General features: G+C 72.1%; 17 protein-coding genes, 1 tRNA gene and 1 pseudogene. 15 read left to right on the forward strand and 4 right to left on the reverse strand.

The window, feature by feature from the left end; genetic code table 11:
• Nucleotides 1–55 precede the first annotated feature (55 nt).
• From CLT68_RS10900 to CLT68_RS10940, 9 genes are all read left to right on the forward strand, one after another.
• Complete coding sequence (locus CLT68_RS10900) at nucleotides 56–754, forward strand: LppU/SCO3897 family protein (protein ID WP_486482134.1); 699 nt, start codon at nucleotides 56–58, stop codon at nucleotides 752–754.
• Nucleotides 755–953: 199 nt separating this feature from the next.
• A complete protein-coding gene (locus CLT68_RS10905) occupies nucleotides 954–1,640 on the forward strand; it encodes a dienelactone hydrolase family protein (protein ID WP_099850582.1) in 687 nt (228 codons plus the stop codon).
• Between the two features lie 19 nt (nucleotides 1,641–1,659).
• Complete coding sequence (locus CLT68_RS10910) at nucleotides 1,660–2,373, forward strand: uracil-DNA glycosylase (protein WP_099850585.1); 714 nt, start codon at nucleotides 1,660–1,662, stop codon at nucleotides 2,371–2,373.
• Nucleotides 2,374–2,392: 19 nt separating this feature from the next.
• Nucleotides 2,393–3,178: a DUF4129 domain-containing protein gene (locus tag CLT68_RS10915; protein WP_099850588.1), complete on the forward strand. Its 786-nt coding sequence runs from the start codon at nucleotides 2,393–2,395 to the stop codon at nucleotides 3,176–3,178.
• Nucleotides 3,179–3,235: 57 nt separating this feature from the next.
• Nucleotides 3,236–3,820, forward strand: a complete 585-nt coding sequence (locus tag CLT68_RS10920) for a hypothetical protein (RefSeq protein WP_099850590.1) — start codon at nucleotides 3,236–3,238, stop codon at nucleotides 3,818–3,820.
• Entirely contained in the window at nucleotides 3,820–4,827 is a 1,008-nt protein-coding gene (locus CLT68_RS10925; RefSeq protein WP_099850592.1) for an AAA family ATPase, read from the forward strand. The genes CLT68_RS10920 and CLT68_RS10925 overlap by 1 nt, the downstream gene beginning before the upstream one ends.
• Nucleotides 4,827–6,269 carry a DUF58 domain-containing protein gene (locus tag CLT68_RS10930; RefSeq protein ID WP_099850594.1) on the forward strand — a complete coding sequence of 481 codons (1,443 nt, stop codon included), beginning with the start codon at nucleotides 4,827–4,829 and terminating at the stop codon, nucleotides 6,267–6,269. The genes CLT68_RS10925 and CLT68_RS10930 overlap by 1 nt, the downstream gene beginning before the upstream one ends.
• Before the next feature lie 102 nt (nucleotides 6,270–6,371).
• Nucleotides 6,372–6,932: a hypothetical protein gene (locus CLT68_RS10935; RefSeq protein WP_486482423.1), complete on the forward strand. Its 561-nt coding sequence runs from the start codon at nucleotides 6,372–6,374 to the stop codon at nucleotides 6,930–6,932.
• 102 nt (nucleotides 6,933–7,034) lie between these two features.
• Nucleotides 7,035–8,366 carry an NAD(P)/FAD-dependent oxidoreductase gene (locus CLT68_RS10940; RefSeq protein ID WP_088946248.1) on the forward strand — a complete coding sequence of 444 codons (1,332 nt, stop codon included), beginning with the start codon at nucleotides 7,035–7,037 and terminating at the stop codon, nucleotides 8,364–8,366.
• Nucleotides 8,367–8,563: 197 nt separating this feature from the next.
• Here the strand turns inward: CLT68_RS10940 and CLT68_RS10945 are convergent, their stop codons facing one another.
• Nucleotides 8,564–10,423 (reverse strand): hypothetical protein, encoded by a 1,860-nt coding sequence (locus CLT68_RS10945; protein WP_199177020.1) that lies wholly within the window; start codon nucleotides 10,421–10,423, stop codon nucleotides 8,564–8,566.
• A 101-nt stretch (nucleotides 10,424–10,524) separates the two neighbouring features.
• On the opposite strand from CLT68_RS10945, the gene CLT68_RS10950 reads away from it, so the two are divergent.
• From CLT68_RS10950 to CLT68_RS10965, 4 genes are all read left to right on the forward strand, one after another.
• Nucleotides 10,525–10,605 (forward strand) — tRNA-Leu (locus tag CLT68_RS10950).
• A 108-nt stretch (nucleotides 10,606–10,713) separates the two neighbouring features.
• Nucleotides 10,714–11,529, forward strand: coding sequence for a Bax inhibitor-1/YccA family protein (locus CLT68_RS10955; RefSeq protein ID WP_099850598.1), 816 nt, complete (start codon nucleotides 10,714–10,716; stop codon nucleotides 11,527–11,529).
• Nucleotides 11,530–11,839: 310 nt separating this feature from the next.
• Nucleotides 11,840–12,598, forward strand: a complete 759-nt coding sequence (locus CLT68_RS10960; protein ID WP_099850600.1) for a Bax inhibitor-1/YccA family protein — start codon at nucleotides 11,840–11,842, stop codon at nucleotides 12,596–12,598.
• Nucleotides 12,599–12,644: 46 nt separating this feature from the next.
• A complete protein-coding gene (locus CLT68_RS10965) occupies nucleotides 12,645–12,965 on the forward strand; it encodes a hypothetical protein (protein ID WP_099850602.1) in 321 nt (106 codons plus the stop codon).
• Nucleotides 12,966–12,967: 2 nt separating this feature from the next.
• Here the strand turns inward: CLT68_RS10965 and CLT68_RS10970 are convergent, their stop codons facing one another.
• The 3 genes and pseudogenes from CLT68_RS10970 to CLT68_RS10980 form a co-directional block, all read right to left on the reverse strand.
• Nucleotides 12,968–14,230, reverse strand: a complete 1,263-nt coding sequence (locus tag CLT68_RS10970) for an acetyl-CoA C-acetyltransferase (RefSeq protein WP_088946252.1) — start codon at nucleotides 14,228–14,230, stop codon at nucleotides 12,968–12,970.
• Between the two features lie 77 nt (nucleotides 14,231–14,307).
• On the reverse strand, nucleotides 14,308–15,096 hold the full coding sequence (locus CLT68_RS10975) for an SGNH/GDSL hydrolase family protein (protein ID WP_486482424.1): 789 nt from the start codon (nucleotides 15,094–15,096) through the stop codon (nucleotides 14,308–14,310).
• A pseudogene (locus CLT68_RS10980) lies at nucleotides 15,088–16,166 on the reverse strand (SGNH/GDSL hydrolase family protein); the annotation flags it as partial. The gene CLT68_RS10975 and the pseudogene CLT68_RS10980, both read right to left, overlap by 9 nt.
• A 150-nt stretch (nucleotides 16,167–16,316) precedes the next feature.
• Here CLT68_RS10980 and CLT68_RS10985 point away from each other — a divergent pair.
• Nucleotides 16,317–16,673: a YkvA family protein gene (locus tag CLT68_RS10985; RefSeq protein WP_088946255.1), complete on the forward strand. Its 357-nt coding sequence runs from the start codon at nucleotides 16,317–16,319 to the stop codon at nucleotides 16,671–16,673.
• 71 nt (nucleotides 16,674–16,744) lie between these two features.
• Complete coding sequence (locus CLT68_RS10990; protein WP_088946256.1) at nucleotides 16,745–18,115, forward strand: cystathionine beta-synthase; 1,371 nt, start codon at nucleotides 16,745–16,747, stop codon at nucleotides 18,113–18,115.
• The last annotated feature ends 24 nt before the right edge of the window (nucleotides 18,116–18,139 follow it).

Genomic DNA, 18,139 nt, shown 5'->3' on the forward strand with positions numbered 1-18,139 from the left:
AAATCAATGATCGTTACGGTGTCGTCTGCTCATCAACCCCTCGGAAGGACCCCCCGTGTCAGACCAGGTCGCACCGCCCTCCGCGCCCGACGCCGCAGCACCCCAGCCGGCCGTCGAGACGCCGCAGCCGACGCCGGCCCAGCCGCAGGCGGCCACGTCAGATGCGACCGAGCCGCTGGAGGCGAAGCCGGGAACGGCCGACCCGCAGGCCGCCAAGCCGGAGGCGGCGGACCCGCAGGCGACCAAGCCAGATGTGACGGCCCCGCAGGCGGCCACGTCGGATGCGGCCGACCCGCAGGCGGCCACGTCGGATGCGGCAGTGCCGCCCGCGACCGCCACGGCGACGGCCGAGCCGGAGGCGAAGAAGTCCGGTGGGATGAAGGCTCTGGGCATCGTCGGCGCGATCCTCGCGATCGTCGTCGTCGCCGGCCTGAAGTTCGGTCTCGCCTCGGCGATCGGCGGCTACTTCAACAAGGACGAGACCGCCGACGCCAAGGCCGGCGACTGCATCGCCGAGCTGCCGGAGGTCACGGGGACCGGGCAGGAGAAGGTCGACGGCGCCAAGGTCGTCGAGTGCACCTCGACCGACGCGGCGTACACCGTGGTTGGTCGGGTGAACGACCAGAGCGAGGCGCAGGCCAAGGCCGGCACCGCGTGCGACTCGTTCTTCCAGAACGACGAAGAGGGCTACATCTTCTCCAGCGTCGAGCCGGGCAAGTCGGGCTACGTGCTCTGTCTGACCAAGAAGGCCTGACCGACGCGCCAGGCCAGCATCGACGGCGGCGGGAGCAGACCCCGCCGCCGTCGGCGTACCCGCAGTTACCGGCCGGCGAACAGGAGGTGAATGCCACTGTTCCGGCGTCTTCCGGACGGCCGCGTGGCGTGGCAGGCTACCGGCACGTAGGACCACTGGGCGACCAGCCAACGATGACTGACCGCTAGGAGGACGGCCCATGGGCGAAATGGTGAGCTACCGCAGCAACGGGGGCATGAGCGAGGGGTATCTCGCGATACCCGCCAGCGGCATGGCCAGCCCCGCCGTCATCGTCATCCAGGAGTGGTGGGGCCTCGTCCCGCACATCCGGTCGGTGGCGGACCGGTTCGCCGAGGCTGGTTTCGTCGCCCTCGCGCCCGACTTCTACCACGGTGAGACGACCAGCGAGCCGGACGAGGCACAGCGGTTGCTGATGGCGATGCGGATGGACGAGGCGGCGAAGGACATCGCCGGTGCGGCCGACTATCTCGCGGGGCGTCCGGAGGTGACCGGTAAGGTCGGTGCCGTGGGCTTCTGCGCCGGTGGCAGCCTCGCCCTCTGGTCAGCCACCATCTCCGAGCGGATCGTCGCGACCGCCGGCTTCTATCCCGTGCTGCCGTGGGAGTCGATGCGCCCCGACTGGGCCGACTATGCAGGCAAGGCCGCGGTCATCCACTGCTCCGAAGAGGACGGCACCTCGGCCGCCGAGGGCGTACAGACCGCCCGTCGGGCCATCGAGGAGGCCGGCGGTGACTGCCACCTCTACGACTACCCGGGCACCTCGCACGCCTTCTTCAACGACGACCGGCCTGAGGCGTTCGACCAGCGTGCCGCGTCCAGCGCCTGGGCTCGCACCCTGGAACTCTTCCGGGCCAAGCTTGGCTGAGTCGCATACCCCCGAGGAGGTGGTCGCCCGCGCAGCGCGGGCGACCGACCTGGCGGACCTCGACGCGGGTGTCAGCGACTGTTTTGCCTGCCCACGGCTGGTCCGGTGGCGGGAGGAGGTGGCCCGCACCCGCCGGGCCGCCTTCCGCGACCAGGAATACTGGGGCCGGCCGGTGCCGGGTTTCGGCACCGCCGACGCGCGGATCGCCATCCTCGGGCTGGCGCCCGCCGCGCACGGCGGCAACCGCACCGGCCGGATCTTCACCGGTGACCGTTCCGGCGACGTGCTGTTCGCCGCGCTGCACCGGGCCGGGCTGGCCAACCAGCCGACCAGCGTCGCCGCCGACGACGGGCTCGCCCTGCGGGACATCCGGATCTTCTCGGCCGTCCGATGTGCGCCGCCGGACAACAAGCCGACGCCGCAGGAGCGGGACACGTGCGCACCCTGGCTGCACCGGGAGGTCACGCTCATCCGGCCCACGCTGCGCGTCGTGGTCGCGCTCGGCGCGTTCGCCTGGGCCGCGTGGTGGCCGGTGCTCCGTCAGGTGTACGGGCTGCGCCCGCCCAGCCCGCGACCGGCGTTCGGTCATGGGGCACACTGGTCCGGCACGGACGCGCCGGACCTGTTGGGCTGCTACCACGTCAGCCAGCAGAACACCTTCACCGGGCGGCTGACACCAGAGATGCTGGACGATGTCTTCGGTCAGGCTAAACAGCTGGCCGGGGTGGACTGAGACGCGTGGGGCGGTGGCGATGACAGACGGAACACGCCCGCCCACGCCGTCCCCTGCCGCCGAGCAGGGGGTGTTGCGCCCGGCCCTCGGGTTGCTTCGCCGGTGGTGGCCGGTCGCCGCGGTCGCCGCGTTGCTCGTCGGTGCTGCGCTGGCGTCCGCCAACTCGTCGATCGGGGCCAGTCGGATCCCGCCAGCCGCGGAGAACGTCCCCTGGGTGCCCGAGTACCCGACCGCCGAGCCGCCGCCGTCGATTCCGGTCGAGCCGCGCGACGCCGGTGAGGCCACCCAGGCGCACATACCGCAGTGGATCGCCACCGTGGCGATGGTCCTGCTCGGGCTGGCCATCTTCGCCGCCCTCGGTTACCTGACCTGGATCCTGATCCGAGGTGCGTTGCGCCGCACCACCCGGAATCTGCCCACGCAGCGGGCCCGGCGTAGCGCCGAGGGCACCGCCCGGGAGGTGGTCGCGGCCCTCGACGCCGGCCTGGTGGAACTCGACGACCGGGACACCGACCCCCGGGTGGCGGTGATCGCCTGCTGGGTACGCCTGGAGGAGGCCGCCGCCGCGGCCGGTGTGCCACGGCTCGCCGGGGACACCCCCACCGACCTGGTCAGCCGGCTGCTGCACGGTGACCCGGCGGCCGGCGTGCCGGCGATCGTCAGCACCGATGTGCTGAACGAGTTCGCACACGTCTACCGGGAGGCTCGGTACGCGACCCGCCCGGTCGACGAACGCACCCGCGACCAGGCGCGCGCCGCGCTGCGCCGGCTGCGCGGCGAACTCACCGCGGTGGTGACCCCGTGAGCGCGAGGAGTGAGCCGGGTCTGCGAGCCCCGCAGTCGCGAACCAGAGGTGCAGCGCATGAGTAGCACCAGCATCGACGACCTGCTCGCGTTCGAGGAGGAGGCGACGCCGGCGGGCCCCCAGGCGCGCCGTTCCCGGATCCGCCCGGTGCTGCGCTCGCTCGCGTGGGCCGCCGCGGTGGTCGCGGTGCTGCTCGTCGGCCTGCGCGCTGTCGGCCTCCAGGTCTCGCTGCCCGTGCTGATCGCCGGGGTGCTGGCCGTGCTGGCCGTCCGCCGGGTCACCGCCCTGCTCGCGCCGCCACCCCCGCCGCCAGCCGGTTCCCGGAACGTGTCGGGTGAGGAGGACGGCAGTTACAACTGGGGTGCCCGGGACGCGCTGCGCAGCGCGATCAATCGCTGGGAATGGCCGTTGGACTGGTCCAACACCCGACCCGAACGTTTCAGCGGGGTGGTCCTGCCCCGCATCGGTGAACTGGCCGACGAGCGGATGCGCCTGAAGCACGGCGTCACCCGCGAGTCGGATCCGGCCCGCGCCCGCGCCCTGCTGGGCGACCGGCTCTGGACGTTCCTGGAGACCCCGCCTCGCCGCACCCCGTCGCCGCGCGACCTCGCGGTGATCGTCGCCGAACTGGAGAAGATCTGATGAACGACGTGGACCGGACCATTGCCCCCGCCGAGGTCGGCCATCTGGCTCGGGCGGTCCTGGACGCGGTCGGCACCGTCGTGGTCGGTAAGCGGGACGCGTTGGAGCTGGTCCTCGCCGGCATCCTCGCGGGCGGGCACGTGCTCCTGGAAGACCTGCCGGGGCTGGGCAAGACGCTGACCGCGCGCTCGTTCGCCCAGGCGCTCGGGTTGGACTTCCGCCGGTTGCAGTTCACCCCCGACCTGCTGCCCGCCGACGTCACCGGCTCGTTCCTGTACGACCAGCGCAACGGGGACTTCACCTTCCGGGCCGGCCCGGTCTTCACCAACCTGCTCCTCGCCGACGAGATCAACCGGACGCCGCCGAAGACGCAGTCCGCGCTGCTGGAGGCGATGCAGGAGAAGCAGGTCTCGGTGGAGGGTGTGACCTACAAGCTGGACGAACCGTTCCACGTGCTGGCCACTGCCAACCCGATCGAGTACGAGGGCACGTACCCGCTGCCCGAGGCCCAGCTCGACCGGTTCCTGCTGCGGGTCTCCTTCGGTTACCCGCAGCACGAAGAGGAGTGGGAGGTGCTGCGCCGTCGGATGAGCCGTCGCCGCGAGGAGGCGGAGATCAAGGCGGTCGTCGACGCGGCAACGCTGCGGGCCATGCAGGCCGCCCTGGAGGACGTGGTGGTGGAAGACTCCATCGGCCACTACATCGTGTCCCTCACCGCGGCGACCCGGGAGCACCCGTCGGTGCTGGTCGGCGCTTCGCCTCGCGGATCGTTGGCGCTGCTGCTGCTGGCCCGGGTGCGCGCGGTGTTCGGCGGACGCGACTACGTGGTGCCGGAGGACGTCAAGGATGTCGCGGCACCTGCACTGGCCCACCGGATCACCCTGCGCCCGGAGATGTGGTTGCGCCGGGTCGACCCGGCGTTCGTGGTCGGCGAGGTGCTGGAAGCGACCCCCGCCCCGGCCAGCGGCGCCCTGCCCAGCTACGCCGCCGGCGGGCCCCGGAACTGATGACCGGACCGACCGTGCCGAGATCCACCGAGCCGGAACCGGCTGCCGGCTGGGCACCCACCCCGGCGCTCGGCCGGGCGGTCCTGCTCGCCGGCCTGCTGCTGGTGGCGGGGGTGCTGCTGGGGCGGGTCGACCTGATCGTGCTGGCTGCCCCGTTCGCGCTGGGCACCGCGTACGCGCTGCGCCGACGCCCCACGGCGCTGCCGCAGGTGTGGATCACCCCGGGGGACGACGGGCCGCTGGTCGAGGGTGGCGACGTGACGGCGGCGGTGAGCGTCGGCAACCCGGACACTGTCGACTACGACCTGGTCGTGCTGCGTACCCGCGTGTCGCCGTGGCTGCGGATCTTCCGGGCCGGTTTCGCCCGGGACGGGGTCACCGCCGACGTGCCACCCGCGGCGACGACGCCGACCGGCAGCCAGGGTCCGGCCAGCGGCGCGAGTCGTTCCGCCGCCGATCGGCCGTTCGTGACGTCGGTGCCCACCGGGTCGGCGGTGGACCTGGAACTGGTCGGCCGTGCCCTGCGGTGGGGCCGGCATCCGGTCGGCCCGGCCGGTGCCCGGGTTGCGACGGCGGGTGGGCTGCTGGTCTCCCGCGCGGTGATCATCGAGCCGGTCCGCGTGCGGGTGTACCCGCGTACCGAACCGTTCGAGGCGGTGGAGGCGATGCCCCGCGCCGCCGGCCTGGTCGGGGCGCACCACTCACGGCGGCCCGGTGAGGGTGGTGAGCTGGCGGGCGTACGCAGATTCGGTCCCGGGGACCGGCTGCGCCGTATCGACTGGCGGGTGTCGTTACGGGCCCGGCAGTTGCACGTGGCGGCCACCCTCTCCGACCGTGACGCGGAGGTGGTGGTGCTGCTCGACGTGCTCGCCGAGGCCGGCCGTTCCGGTGGGGTGGACGGCGCCGCCTCGGTGCTGGACACCACCGTCCGGGCCACCGCCGCGATCGCCGAGCACTACCTGCACCGTGGCGACCGGGTCTCCCTGCTGGAGTACGGCCCGTCAGCCCGTCGGCTGCGACCGGCGGCCGGGCGACGGCAGTACCTGACCGTCCTGGAGTGGCTGCTCGACGTACGCGTGACCTCGTCCTCCCATGAGCCGTACGACCAGGTGTTCGGCCCGCAACTGCTCTCCTCGGACGCGTTGGTGGTGGTGCTCACCCCGCTGCTGGACGAACGGTCGGCGCAGATGCTCGCCCGGCTGACCCGGGCCGGCCGGTTCGTGGTGGCGGTCGACACGTTGCCGACCGACCTGTCGTCACCGAAGGACCGGGGCTGGGCCGAGGTGGCGTACCGGCTGTGGCGTCTGGACCGGGAGATCATGATCGGGCAGCTCCGGGAGCACGGCGTCCCCGTGGTGCGCTGGGCCGGCGCCGGCAGCCTCGACCAGGTGCTGCGGGATGTGGCCCGGCTGGCGACGGCCCCAAGGGTGGGTGGCCGGTGAGCGCGAGGAGTGAGCTTGCGAGCCCCGCAGTCGCGAACGGACGGAGGGCGCGGTGAGCGAGCTTGCGAGCCCCGCGGTCGCGAGCGAGCGGAGGCGCAGATGATCGACGTTGTTGCCGGGCGGGTCCGGTCCTTTCAGAATGCGGTCAGCCGGATCAGCGCCGCTCCACTGCTGGTTCGGGCGGCGATCTTCGTCACCGTGCTTGCCGGGTTCGTCCTCGCCTTCCCCGCTGAGGTGCTGTCCGGTCGACCGATCCTGTTCCTGACAGTTGCCGCCCTGTTGCCGGCTTTCGGCCCGCGCCGGGTCTGGGCGACGTTCACGGCGTTGGTCACGATCGGTGGCTGGTTGGTCGCCACGGACGGGTACGGCCGCCCGGTCGCCCTCTGGCGTCTTCTCGCCCTCGCGGCCCTGCTCTATGTGGCGCACACCCTCTGCGCCCTGGCCGCGCTGTTGCCCTACGACGCGGTGGTGGACCCGGAGATGATCACCCGTTGGTTGTTGCGGACGGCGGCCGTCCTGCTGGGCACCGCCGTGCTGGGGGTGCTGTTGTTGCAGGCCGGGGACACCGGTGGGGAGGCCGGATACCAGTGGGTCACGGTGCTGGGTCTGCTGCTGGCGGTGGGTACGGCAGCGTTGCTGGGCTGGCTGTTGCGACGGCGGTGACCGCTGCGACCTGAGGGTTACGCAGGTCACATGGGTTGTGCTCCGTCACAGATGGGGGCCGCGAGCGGGATTACCTGAGCCGGCCGGGGAAAGATAGACAACGTGAATCCGAAGCGGATCCTTGTGGTGGGTGCCGGGCACGTCGGTCTGTACGCGGCGCTGCGCCTGTCGAAGAAGCTCAGCTCCCGTGAGGCTGAGGTCATGGTGGTGGATCCCCAGCCGCACATGACCTACCAGCCGTTCCTGCCGGAGGCGGCGGCGGGCAACATCTCCCCGCGGCACTCCGTGGTGCCCCTGCGGCGGGAGTTGCGTCGCTGCAAGATGGTGGCCGGCACTGTCACGCGGATCGAGCACGGCCGCAAGGTGGCCACCGTGCAGCCGATCAGCGGCCCGGCCCGGGAGATCACCTACGACCACGTGATCGTGGCGCCGGGTTCGGTCTCCCGCACTCTGCCGATCCCCGGCCTGCACGAGCAGGGCATCGGATTCAAGACCATCGGCGAGGCGATCTACCTGCGCAACCACGTACTGGACCGGCTCGACGTGGCTGCGGCCACGCCGGATCCGGACGTCCGTCGTGCGGCGCTGACCTTCACCTTCGTGGGCGGTGGGTACGCCGGCATCGAGGCGCTCGCCGAGATGGAGGACATGGCTCGCGACGCCCTGCGTTACTACCCGGAGCTCAAGCAGGACGAGGTTCGCTGGGTGCTGGTCGAGGCCACCCAGCGGGTGCTGCCCGAGGTCGACCGGGACATGGGCGCCTACACCGTCCAGCAGTTGATGAAGCGGAACATGGACATCCGGCTGGACACCCGGCTCGAGTCCTGCGTCGACGGGGTGGTCAAGCTCTCCGACGGTGACAGCTTCCGGTCCGACACGATCGTGTGGACGGCCGGCGTGAAGCCGTCGCCGATGCTGGACTCGACCGACTTCCCGCGCGACGACCGTCGGCGGATCACCTGCCTGCCCACTCTCCAGGTGGTCGACGGCGACCAGGTGGTCGAGGGCGCGTGGAGCGCCGGCGACTGCGCCGCCGTGCCGGACCTCACCAAGGAGCCGGGCAACTTCTGCTCGCCGAGCGCCCAGCACGCGGTGCGCCAGGCCGCCAGGATGGCCGACAACATCACGGCCGTGATCCGGGGCCGCGAGCCGGTCAACTACAAGCACAAGCACGTCGGCAGCGTCGCGAGCCTCGGCCTGCACAAGGGCGTGGCCCAGGTGTACGGGATCAAGATGACCGGCTGGCCGGCGTGGGTCATGCACCGGACGTACCACATGAGCCGGATCCCGTCGTTCAACCGCAAGGTCCGGGTGGTCGTGGACTGGTCGTTGGCGTTCTTCCTCAAGCGTGAGGTGGTGGCCCTCGGGCAGCTGCACGACCCGCGCGAGGAGTTCGTCGAGGCGTCCCAGCCGGTCGGCGCGCCGCGCGTCTGATCTCAGGTCTGCGAAAGGGCCCCTCCCGGTCGGGAGGGGCCCTTTCGTGCTGCGGTGCCGGAAGCACCCTGCCGATCATGGAGTTGTGGTGCCGGTTTGGTTCCACAGCGGGCGCTTTGTCACCCACCACAACTGCATGATCGACCCGGGCGGGGTGGGGTGGGCGGGGGTGGGGGTGGGGGGTGGGGCGGGTGGCGTCAGACGCGCCAGATCCAGGCGTCGGCGATCCGGGTGGCGGGGCCGTACAGCTGCTCCAGGGTCGCGCGCAGACTCTCGGCGTGCGGGGCGTCGTCGGCCAGCGCGATGCAGGAGGCACCCCAGAACTCGGCGTCCCGTGCGGCCTGGCGGCGCTGCTCGTCGCCGATGGCCGGTTGGTCACCGCGCCGGGCGACATCCGCCAGCAGCGCGGAGGTGGGCTGCTTGAAGGTGCCCATCGCCGCGGTGCCGCCCCGCCCGTACGGGCCGATGAAGAACCCTTCCGGCAGACCGAAGGCGGCGTCGGCGGCGGTCGCCCAGCGCATCTGCCAGGGCTCCTTCGGCGTGGGCAACGGCACCGGGACGAGCACCCCGCCGGTGCGTACGCACTGCCGCCAGTGGCCGCCGCTGACGAATTCCGGCACGGCGGGCCGTTCGGCGGTCGGCAGCGGGGTCGGGAAGATCGGCAGCAGTGCCGCGCCGACGGCCAGGGGCACGAGCCGTCGTGCCCGGCCGGTGCCGCGTAGAGCCCGGTCGACCGCCAGCACCACCAGCGTCGCGATGATCGGCAGCAACGCCAGCGCGAACCGCATCGGCAACGCGCCGTCCACCACCGGCAGCCCGCCGATCAGGGCGTACGGGCCGGGCAGCGCTGTCCTGGTGCCGCCGAGCACCACCTCCGGGCCGAGCGAGAGCGCACCCATCACGAGGCCCGCCGCGACGCAGGCGAGGACCAGTCGGCGTCGCCCGGCCCAGATCGCGCAGACCGCGGCGACCAGCAGCAGGGGCCAGCCGAGGAAGGTGTTGTACTCGGCCGGGCCGGTGGTCAGCCGGGCGGACTGGTCGCTGCCGGCCACCGACAGGGGGGAGATCGTCCACCAGCTGCTCAGGTCGGCGGAGAAGTAGGCCGGCGTGAACATCCCGTCGGCGACCCCCTGCGGGCCGGCGAACTGGAACCACAGCGGGTAGCCGAGCACCAGCAGGGCGAGCCCGGCGGCGATCGCCAGCCCGCCGGCGAAGCCGGGCAGCGCCCGTCGGGCCAGGTCCCGGTCCGCCACGGCGTAGCTGATCGCCATCACCAGCAGCGTGACGGCGGCGAGGAAGAGCACCTCCTCGCCGATGAAGACCTGCGCGGTGACCGCGGCGGCCAGTCCCGCCGCCGAGGTGAGCATCCGCCGGCGATCCGGCCCGGGCGACCGGTCGCGACCGGTCCGGTCGAGAGTCGTGGGCCCCGGGTCGGATGCCCGCAGCAGTCGGGCCACCAGCCAGACGATCACCGGCACCAGCCACTGGGCGGTCATGTGCAGGTGGCTGTTGGTCTGCGAGATCATGCCCGGGCCGAACCCGCAGAGCCCTCCGCCGAACGCGGCGGCGAACCGGCGGGCGCGCAGCGTCCGGTGGAACAGCAGGTACCAGGCGAAGGCCGTACCAGCGAGGTTGGCGGCGGCGAGCAGCGCGAAGGTGACCGGCGCGCCCAGCAGCAGGGTGACCGGCGCGAAGACGATGCCCAGCGCGATCACCGTGGTGTTGGCCATCAGGTTGACGCCGTCGGGGGCGTTGAGACGGTCGGTGAGCAGGCCGAAGTCGCCGAGCAGCGCGCGGGCGTCGACGGCCAGGAACCACTCGTAGAGGGCCTGGTCCTCCGGATTGAGGGCCAGCGTGCGGCCAGCCGGGTCGGGCCACAACCCGTGGGTGACCCAGCCGGCCAGCACCGCGCAGACCAGAGCGGCCAGCAGATCCAGCCGGTGCCGACGGACGGCGGCCAGGAGCCGAACGGCCCGGGGCCGGCGGTTGACCTGATCGGCGAGGCGGAAGGCCTGCTCAGGGGCGGCGTCGGGGGCCGTGGGGGCTGCGCTGCTCACGGCATCGACCCTAATGTGACCGGCCCCACGGGGTACGTCGGGTCGCCGCAGACCCGCTACGGTGACATTGCATCGTGCGTGTCGGCGCGCCGGTGCCACCCGCCCGGGTGGTGGAAAGGCAGACACGGCCGCCTTAAAAGCGGCTGCCGAAAGGCATGCGGGTTCGACCCCCGCCCCGGGCACCGGTCGGCTCCCACGCATTCTCATTCGTGATCACCAGGACTTGGCTGCGCCGTTTACTCTTGGAGGGCACGTTCACGTGCAAACGACCCCCTGAGGGAGGCCAGACAGTGAAGACCTCGAACCCGGTGCTCGCCCGGCTCGGCCAAGCGGCCGAGCGGGAGCGCTCCGCCGGGTACGCCCCGGCCGGGCCGTACGGACAGCCCGGCATTCCCCAGCAGTACCCGTCCCAGGCCGGTTACCCGGCTGCGCCGCCCACCGTGGCGCCCATGACCGTCGACGACGTGGTCGTCAAGACGGTCGCTCTGCTCGGCATCCTCGGCATCACTGCCGCGGCCGCCTGGGTGCTCGTGCCCGACTCGCTGGTCAGCACCGCCTGGATCGGCGCGGCGGTGGTCGGCCTGGTCCTTGGCCTGATCATCTCGTTCTCCCGGATGGCCAACCCGGCACTCGTCATCGCGTACGCGCTCGTCGAGGGCGTTTTCGTCGGCATGGTGAGCAAGGCGTTCGAGACGCGCTACGACGGCATCGTGCTCCAGGCCGCCGTGGCAAGCTTCGGCATCTTCTTCCTGATGGCGATGCTCTACAAGGCGAAGGTCATCCGGGCCACCCCGGCCTTCGTCAAGGGCATGATCGCGGTGATGGTCGGCCTCTTCGCCGTCATGCTGATCAACTTCGTGCTGGCCATGTTCGGCGTCAACACGGGCCTGCGTGACGGCAGCCCGCTGGCGATCGGTTTCAGCCTGGTCTGCATCGTGGTCGCCTCGTTGAGCTTCGTGCTCAGCTTCAAGGAGATCGAGGACGGCGTCCGGATGGGCCTGCCGCAGCGCTACTCCTGGGTGGCCGCGTTCGGCATCCTGGTCAGCCTGGTCTGGCTCTACATCGAGATCCTGCGCATGCTGAGCTACTTCCAGGGCGACGACTGACCTCGTCCGCTCTGCCGACCGGCGCCCGCTCCCGCTCTTGCGGGGGCGGGCGCCGTCGTTCGCACCGGGCCCGCCGTTTCGCCGCCAGCGCCGGGCCGCCCGGGGCAGAGTGACTGCAAGGGCGTGTGTCAAAGCCTCGGTCGAGCCGAGGCGGAGTCCAGGCGGCGGTCCGGCAAGGCGGGAACTGGCCCGGATACCGGTGTTGTATCCGGGCCAATTCCCAACGCGGCCGGTCGTCGTCTGGGCCCGTCGCAGGCCGTCCAGGGGCTTTGCCACACGCCCTGGGGGTACGCGGGCGAAGGAGGCGGCGGTGCGCAGCAACAACCCGGTGCTCAACCGGCTGGACGAGACCGGCCGGGTGGAGGCCCGGGTGCTCGGCTCCCGCGACGTCGAGCCGATGACTGTCGACGACGTGGTGGTCCGTACCGTCGGACTGCTGGTCCTCACCGGCGCGACCGCGGCGGTGTCCTGGGTGGTGATCCCCGACGTGGCCTGGCTGGGTGCCGCACTGGCCGGCAGCGCCCTCGCCTCGATCGCGCTGGTCCTGGTCATCTCGCTGCGGGGGATCACCAACCCGGTGCCGATCGTCGGCTACGCCCTGCTCCAGGGCCTGCTGCTGGGGGTGGCGAGCCGCGCGTTCGAGCAGGTCTATCCGGGCATCGTGGTGCAGGCGGTGGCCGGCACCTTCGGCGTCTTCCTCGGCATGGCGGCGCTCTACCGGGCCCGGGTGATCCGGGCGACGCCCCGGCTGGCTCGCCTGGTGATCGGCACGTTGCTCGGCATCGCCGTGCTCAGTGTCGTCAACCTGGTGTCGTACCTGATCTCCGGGCGACCGGGGCTGGAGGTCTACAGCGTCAGCGGGGAGGTCGGCTGGCTGCCGTACGCCTTCTCGGTGGTGGCCATCATCGCCGGGGCGTTCAGCTTCATCCTCGACTTCGACCTCGTCGAGCGTTCGGTGCTCGACGGTCGACCCCGCCGGTACGCGTGGCTGAGCGCGTTCGGCCTGCTCACCGGGTTGGTGTTCCTCTACTGGCAGCTGCTGCGGCTGCTCAGTTACCTGCGCCGTTGACCGGGCCGACCAGGCGCGGTCGGTGCCGGCCGTAGACTCGGCGGCGATGAGCGCAGCGGAGTTGGACAAGGCCATGCAGTTGCTGGTCCGTCAGATCGTGCACTGGCAGCAGCCGCGCTGGTCGGCCATCGCGACCGCCGGCAACGTGTCCCGCGCCGACCTGGTGCACCGCCTGGTGCAGGAGATCGCCAACCTGGCCGCCGACGCCGAGGGAGAGCCGCGTCGGGTCGTGCCCCGGCTCGACAACGACCTTGCCCTGCCCGATCAGCTACGGGTGGTGACAGCGGACCTGCTGGCCGCCGACCCGGGGGCCGAGGCGTTGGCCCGGGCCGCCGCCGAGGTGGCGGCGACCCGCAGCGCGCTCTGAGGTCAGTTCAACCGTTCGAGCACCATGGCCATGCCCTGGCCGCCGCCGACGCACATGGTCTCCAGACCGATGGTCTTGTCGTGCCATTCGAGGGCGTTGAGCAGGGTGCCGGTGATCCGGGCGCCGGTCATGCCGAACGGGTGACCGACCGCGATCGCGCCGCCCATCACGTTCAGCTTCTCCTCCGGGATGCCCAACTGGCGGTAGGAGGGGATGACCTGCGCGGCGAACGCCTCGTTGATCTCCACGAGGTCGACGTCGTCGATGGTCATGCCGGCCCGCTTCAGGGCCTGCCGGGACGCCTCGACGGGGCCGAGGCCCATGATCTCCGGCGACAGGGCGGTCACACCGGTGGAGACGATCCGGGCCAGCGGGGTGAGCCCGAGCTCCTCGGCCCGCTGGGCGCTCATCACCACCACGGCGGCCGCGCCGTCGTTGAGCGGGCAGCAGTTGCCCGCGGTGATCCGGCCGTCCGGGCGGAACACCGGCTTGAGACCGGAGACCGCGTCGAGCGTGACGCCGGCACGGGGACCGTCGTCGGTGCTCACCACGGTGCCGTTCGGCGTGGTGACCGGGGTGATCTCCCGGGCCCAGAAGCCGTCGGCGATGGCCTTCTCGGCGAGGTTCTGGCTGCGTACGCCGAACTCGTCCATGTCGGCGCGGCTCACGTCGTGCACCTGGGCCAGGTTCTCCGCGGTCTGCCCCATGGTCAGGTAGATGTCGGGCAGCTCACCGGCCTCACGCGGGTCGGTCCACACCTCGGCGCCGCCCTGTGCGCGGCGCTTCGAGCGCTCGGCCGCCGCGCCGAAGCGCGGGTTTTCCCAGCCGCCGCCGACGAGGGCCTGCGCCTCGGGAGGCAGCCCGTCGGAGCTGCCCCGGGCGTAGCTGGAGACCATCTCCACGCCGGCGGAGACGAACACGTCGCCCTCGCCGGCCCGGATCGCGTGCATCGCCATCCGGGTGGTCTGCAACGACGAGGCGCAGTAGCGGGTCAGCGTGGCGCCGGGCACAGTGTCCAGACCGAGCAGTGTGGACACCACCCGGGCCATGTTGAAGCCCTGCTCGCCACCGGGCAGGCCACACCCGAGGTAGAGGTCGTCGATCGTGGTCGGGTCGAGCTGGGGGATCTTGTCCAGAGCGGCCTGGACGATGGTCGCGGCGAGGTCGTCGGAACGGACGTCGCGCAGGGACCCCTTGTGCGCCCGGCCGATGGGGGAGCGGGCGGTGGCGACGATGACGGCGTCGCGGGACGACTCAATCGGCATGGACCAACGTTAACCCGCCGGTAACATGCGCGGAAGAAGCCGGCGCGGCGGGAAATGTCACCCTGACCGGGAACGATCTAGCGCCGGGTGGCGACCGTCGCGGCGGCGGCGACGGCGGGCAGCAGCGCGTGCGCCCACACCCGGTAACCGTCGGCGGAGGGGTGGAAGCCGTCGTGGCAGAGCGTCCCCGCATCGGCCCGGAACACCGGCCCGGTCTCGGTGCCCAGGTCGACCACCGAGCCGCCAGCGTCCAGCACGGCCGTGGTCTGCGCACGGGCCATCCGCCGCCCGGACCAGCCGACCACCTGGCGCAGCGGAGGCGCGATGGCACGCACCGCGCCGAGATCGGGGCACGTGCCCACCACCACCTCGACCCGCGCCTCCCGCAGGCGGTGCACCGCGGCAGCGAGATAGGCCGCCGCGTCGACCGGCCGGCGCAGCCCGGTGGCGTCGTTCGCGCCGATCAGGATCAGTGCCACGTCGGGCCGCTCACCAAGCAGGGCCCGGGCCACCTGGGTGGCCAGGTCGGTCGAACGGGACCCGGAGACGCCGACGCTGGACAGGTGCACCCGCCGGCCCGTCGCGCCCTCGGCGAGCAGGTTGGCCAACTGCCCGCCGATGGTGTCCTCAAGCCGGTCGACGCCCACGCCCAGCGCCGACGAGTCACCGAGCAGCACCAGCCGCAACGGCGGAGCGCCAGCCCGACCGATCGTGGCCCGCAGGGCCAGCCCCAGCTCCGGTTGGGCGTACCGCCGGTGCCGGGCCACGAACGCCTCGCCGGCCAGGACGGCGGCACCGCCCACGGTGCCGGTGAGCAGCGAGAACGCCGCCGCCCGACCCAGTCGGCCGGCGAGGCCGGAGATCACGCCCCGCTCGCTGCGCTCGTTCATGCCAGTCCCTCCACTGTCGAGGTGTCCGAGGCGGACCCGTGCGGCACCGCACCGACACCGAAGAACGCCCGCCGGCGCAACTGCGCCCACCGGCCCGCCGGCCCTCGGTCGCGGCCCCGGACCTGGGTGCCGCTGACCTCCGTGCCGGCGTGCCGGGCCGCCTGCTGCGCGGCCTCCGGCAGCGACCGTACGCCCTCGCCCCGGGTCGGTGTGGCCCGTCGTTCCTGCCCAGCGCCGAGCGCGGAGAGCATCGTCGGCAGGAGCGCGGCAGCGGCCATCGCGTACCCCTCGGCGGAGGGATGGAACCGGTCCCAGGCGAACATCCGGGTCGGCTCGGCTGTGAACCGAGGGCCGAGCAGATCACCGAGGGAGACCGTCCAACCGCCGGCCTCGACCACCGCGACGGTCTGGGCCGCGGCGAGTTGGCGGCTCCACCGGTGCGCCAGCCACCGCAGCGGCGGTTGGATCGGGCGGATGGCGCCCAGGTCGGGGCAGGTGCCGACGACCACCTCGCAGCCGGCGTCGCGCAGCGTGTGCACCGCCTCGACGAGGTAGCGCACCGCCAGCCCACGCGGGGTGCGGTTGGTGATGTCGTTGCCGCCGATGAGGATCACCGCGATGTCGGGTCGGCACTCCAACGCCGCCTCCACCTGGTGCCGCAGCGCCGAGGAGATGGCACCGACCACCGCGAAGCGGTGCAGTCGCACCGGTCGGTGCAGCCGACGGGACAGGCCGGTGGCGAGCAGTGCGCCAGGTGTCTCCCTGCGACGGTGCACCCCGTAGCCGGCCGCCGAGGAGTCACCGAGCACGACCATGGTGAGCGCGGGACCAGGAAACTTTGCGCCGTACGTCCCGTCGCAGCGTGGCGGCGGTGCCTCGGCCATCGGGATGGTGCGTCGGGCCTGCCGGGCCTGGCCGAGCAGCACCCCGCCGGTCGCCACCGCGGCCGCCGCGGTGGCACCCGTCCCGATGGCCGCCAGGCGGGCGAACCGCCGGGCCTGCCGCCAGTGCTCTCCGCCGGGTACGACGGAATCAGCCACCCCCATACCACGACATTATCGCGCCGGTCCGACACGCCGCTGTCGTCGCGACGCCACTCAGGTGCCTGGAAACCGACGCGACGGGGTATCTGTCCAGGAGAGGCCGGCCGACTTGCGCCGACCCGCCACGCTGATCCGGCGGAGAGGAGCGCGACGATGGGGAAGACACTGAAGCGCAGCGCGGCGTTCACGGCCCTCGCGCGGGCACTGGCGGCTGGGGCCCGTGGTGGGCCGTCGTTGGGCACGCGGTTGGCCGCGCTGCCCCGGATGATCCGGGCCACCACCAAGGGGGAGTACGACGGCGGCCTGCGACTGGCCCTGATGACCGCCGCCACGGCCTACATCGTCTCGCCGATCGACCTGCTGCCGGAGATCCCGCTGGCGATCTTCGGGCTCGCCGACGACGCGGTCATGATCACCTGGCTGGCTGGCAGCGTGCTCGCCGAGACCGATCGCTTCCTGGAGTGGGAAGCCCGCCGCAGCTCGGTCATCCCCGGGGGGCTGGTGCCCTGACGGCACGTACGCTGGACGCGAGGAAACGTCTGCCCGGCCGCGGTCGCCGGCGCCGCAACGAAGGGCACACCGTGCAGTACTACGACAACGTCGTCGACATGATCGGCAACACCCCGCTGGTACGTCTGCGTAACGTCACCGAAGGCATCCAGGCCACCGTGCTGGCCAAGGTGGAGTACGTCAACCCGGGCGGCTCGGTGAAGGACCGGATCGCGCTGCGGATGGTGGAGGACGCCGAGGCCGCCGGCCTGCTCAAGCCCGGCGGCACCATCGTCGAGCCGACCAGCGGCAACACCGGCGTCGGGCTGGCCCTGGTGGCCCAGCTCAAGGGCTACAAGTGCGTCTTCGTCTGCCCCGACAAGGTCAGCCAGGACAAGCAGGACGTGCTCCGGGCATACGGCGCCGAGGTGGTGGTCTGCCCGACCGCTGTCGCTCCGGAGGACCCGCGCTCGTACTACAACGTCTCCGACCGGCTGACCCGGGAGATCCCCGGCGCCTGGAAGCCCAACCAGTACAGCAACCCGGCCAACCCGCGCTCGCACTACGAGACCACCGGCCCGGAGCTGTGGAAGCAGACCGAGGGCGGGCTCACCCACTTCGTGACCGGCGTGGGCACCGGCGGCACGATCTCCGGCATCGGTCGCTACCTCAAGGAGGCCTCCGAGGGTCGGGTGCGCATCATCGGAGCCGACCCGGAAGGTTCGGTCTACTCCGGGGGCACCGGCCGTCCGTACCTGGTGGAGGGCGTCGGCGAGGACTTCTGGCCGGAGACGTACGACCAGGGTGTCGCCGACGAGATCGTCGAGGTGTCCGACAAGGCGTCCTTCGAGATGACCCGGCGGTTGGCCCGCGAGGAAGGGCTGCTGGTCGGTGGCTCCTGCGGGATGGCAGTGGTCGCCGCGCTGGAGGTCGCCCGCAAGGCCGGCCCGGACGACGTGGTGGTGGTGCTGCTGCCGGACGGCGGCCGGGGCTACCTCTCGAAGATCTTCAATGACTCGTGGATGGCCCGGTACGGCTTCCTCGACAACTCCGGCGCCGAGCCGACGGTGGCCGACGCGCTGGCCAGCAAGCCGGGCGGGCTGCCCGAGTTGGTGCACGTGCACCCGACCGAGACGGTCCGTGACGCGATCGACTACATGCGGGAGTACGGCGTCTCGCAGCTGCCGGTGCTCAAGGCCGAGCCGCCGGTGGTGACCGGTGAGGTCGCCGGCTCGATCGCCGAGCGGGACCTGCTCGACGCGCTCTTCACCGGCCAGGCCCACCTGCACGACACCATCGAGCGGCACATGGGCGACCCGCTGCCGATGATCGGTGGCGGTCAGCCGGTCAGCGAGGCCGTCGGCCTGCTGGAGAAGTCCGACGCCGCGCTCGTCCTGGTCGACGGCAAGCCCAAGGGCGTCCTGACCCGCCAGGATCTCCTGGCCCACCTCGGCGCCCACTGAGTGCCGTCCCGGTGCCCCGCCTGC

It is taken from the genome of Micromonospora sp. CNZ299, assembly GCF_002754415.1.

What these genes read in the sequence shown, in the direction of transcription:
- CLT68_RS10905 (WP_099850582.1), top strand. Translation starts at nt 954, where the DNA reads ATGGGCGAAATGGTGAGCTACCGCAGCAACGGGGGCATGAGCGAGGGG.
- CLT68_RS10915 (WP_099850588.1), top strand. Translation starts at nt 2,393, where the DNA reads ATGACAGACGGAACACGCCCGCCCACGCCGTCCCCTGCCGCCGAGCAG.
- CLT68_RS10920 (WP_099850590.1), top strand. Translation starts at nt 3,236, where the DNA reads ATGAGTAGCACCAGCATCGACGACCTGCTCGCGTTCGAGGAGGAGGCG.
- CLT68_RS10925 (WP_099850592.1), top strand. Translation starts at nt 3,820, where the DNA reads ATGAACGACGTGGACCGGACCATTGCCCCCGCCGAGGTCGGCCATCTG.
- CLT68_RS10930 (WP_099850594.1), top strand. Translation starts at nt 4,827, where the DNA reads ATGACCGGACCGACCGTGCCGAGATCCACCGAGCCGGAACCGGCTGCC.
- CLT68_RS10965 (WP_099850602.1), top strand. Translation starts at nt 12,645, where the DNA reads ATGAGCGCAGCGGAGTTGGACAAGGCCATGCAGTTGCTGGTCCGTCAG.
- CLT68_RS10970 (WP_088946252.1), bottom strand. Translation starts at nt 14,230, where the DNA reads ATGCCGATTGAGTCGTCCCGCGACGCCGTCATCGTCGCCACCGCCCGC.
- CLT68_RS10985 (WP_088946255.1), top strand. Translation starts at nt 16,317, where the DNA reads ATGGGGAAGACACTGAAGCGCAGCGCGGCGTTCACGGCCCTCGCGCGG.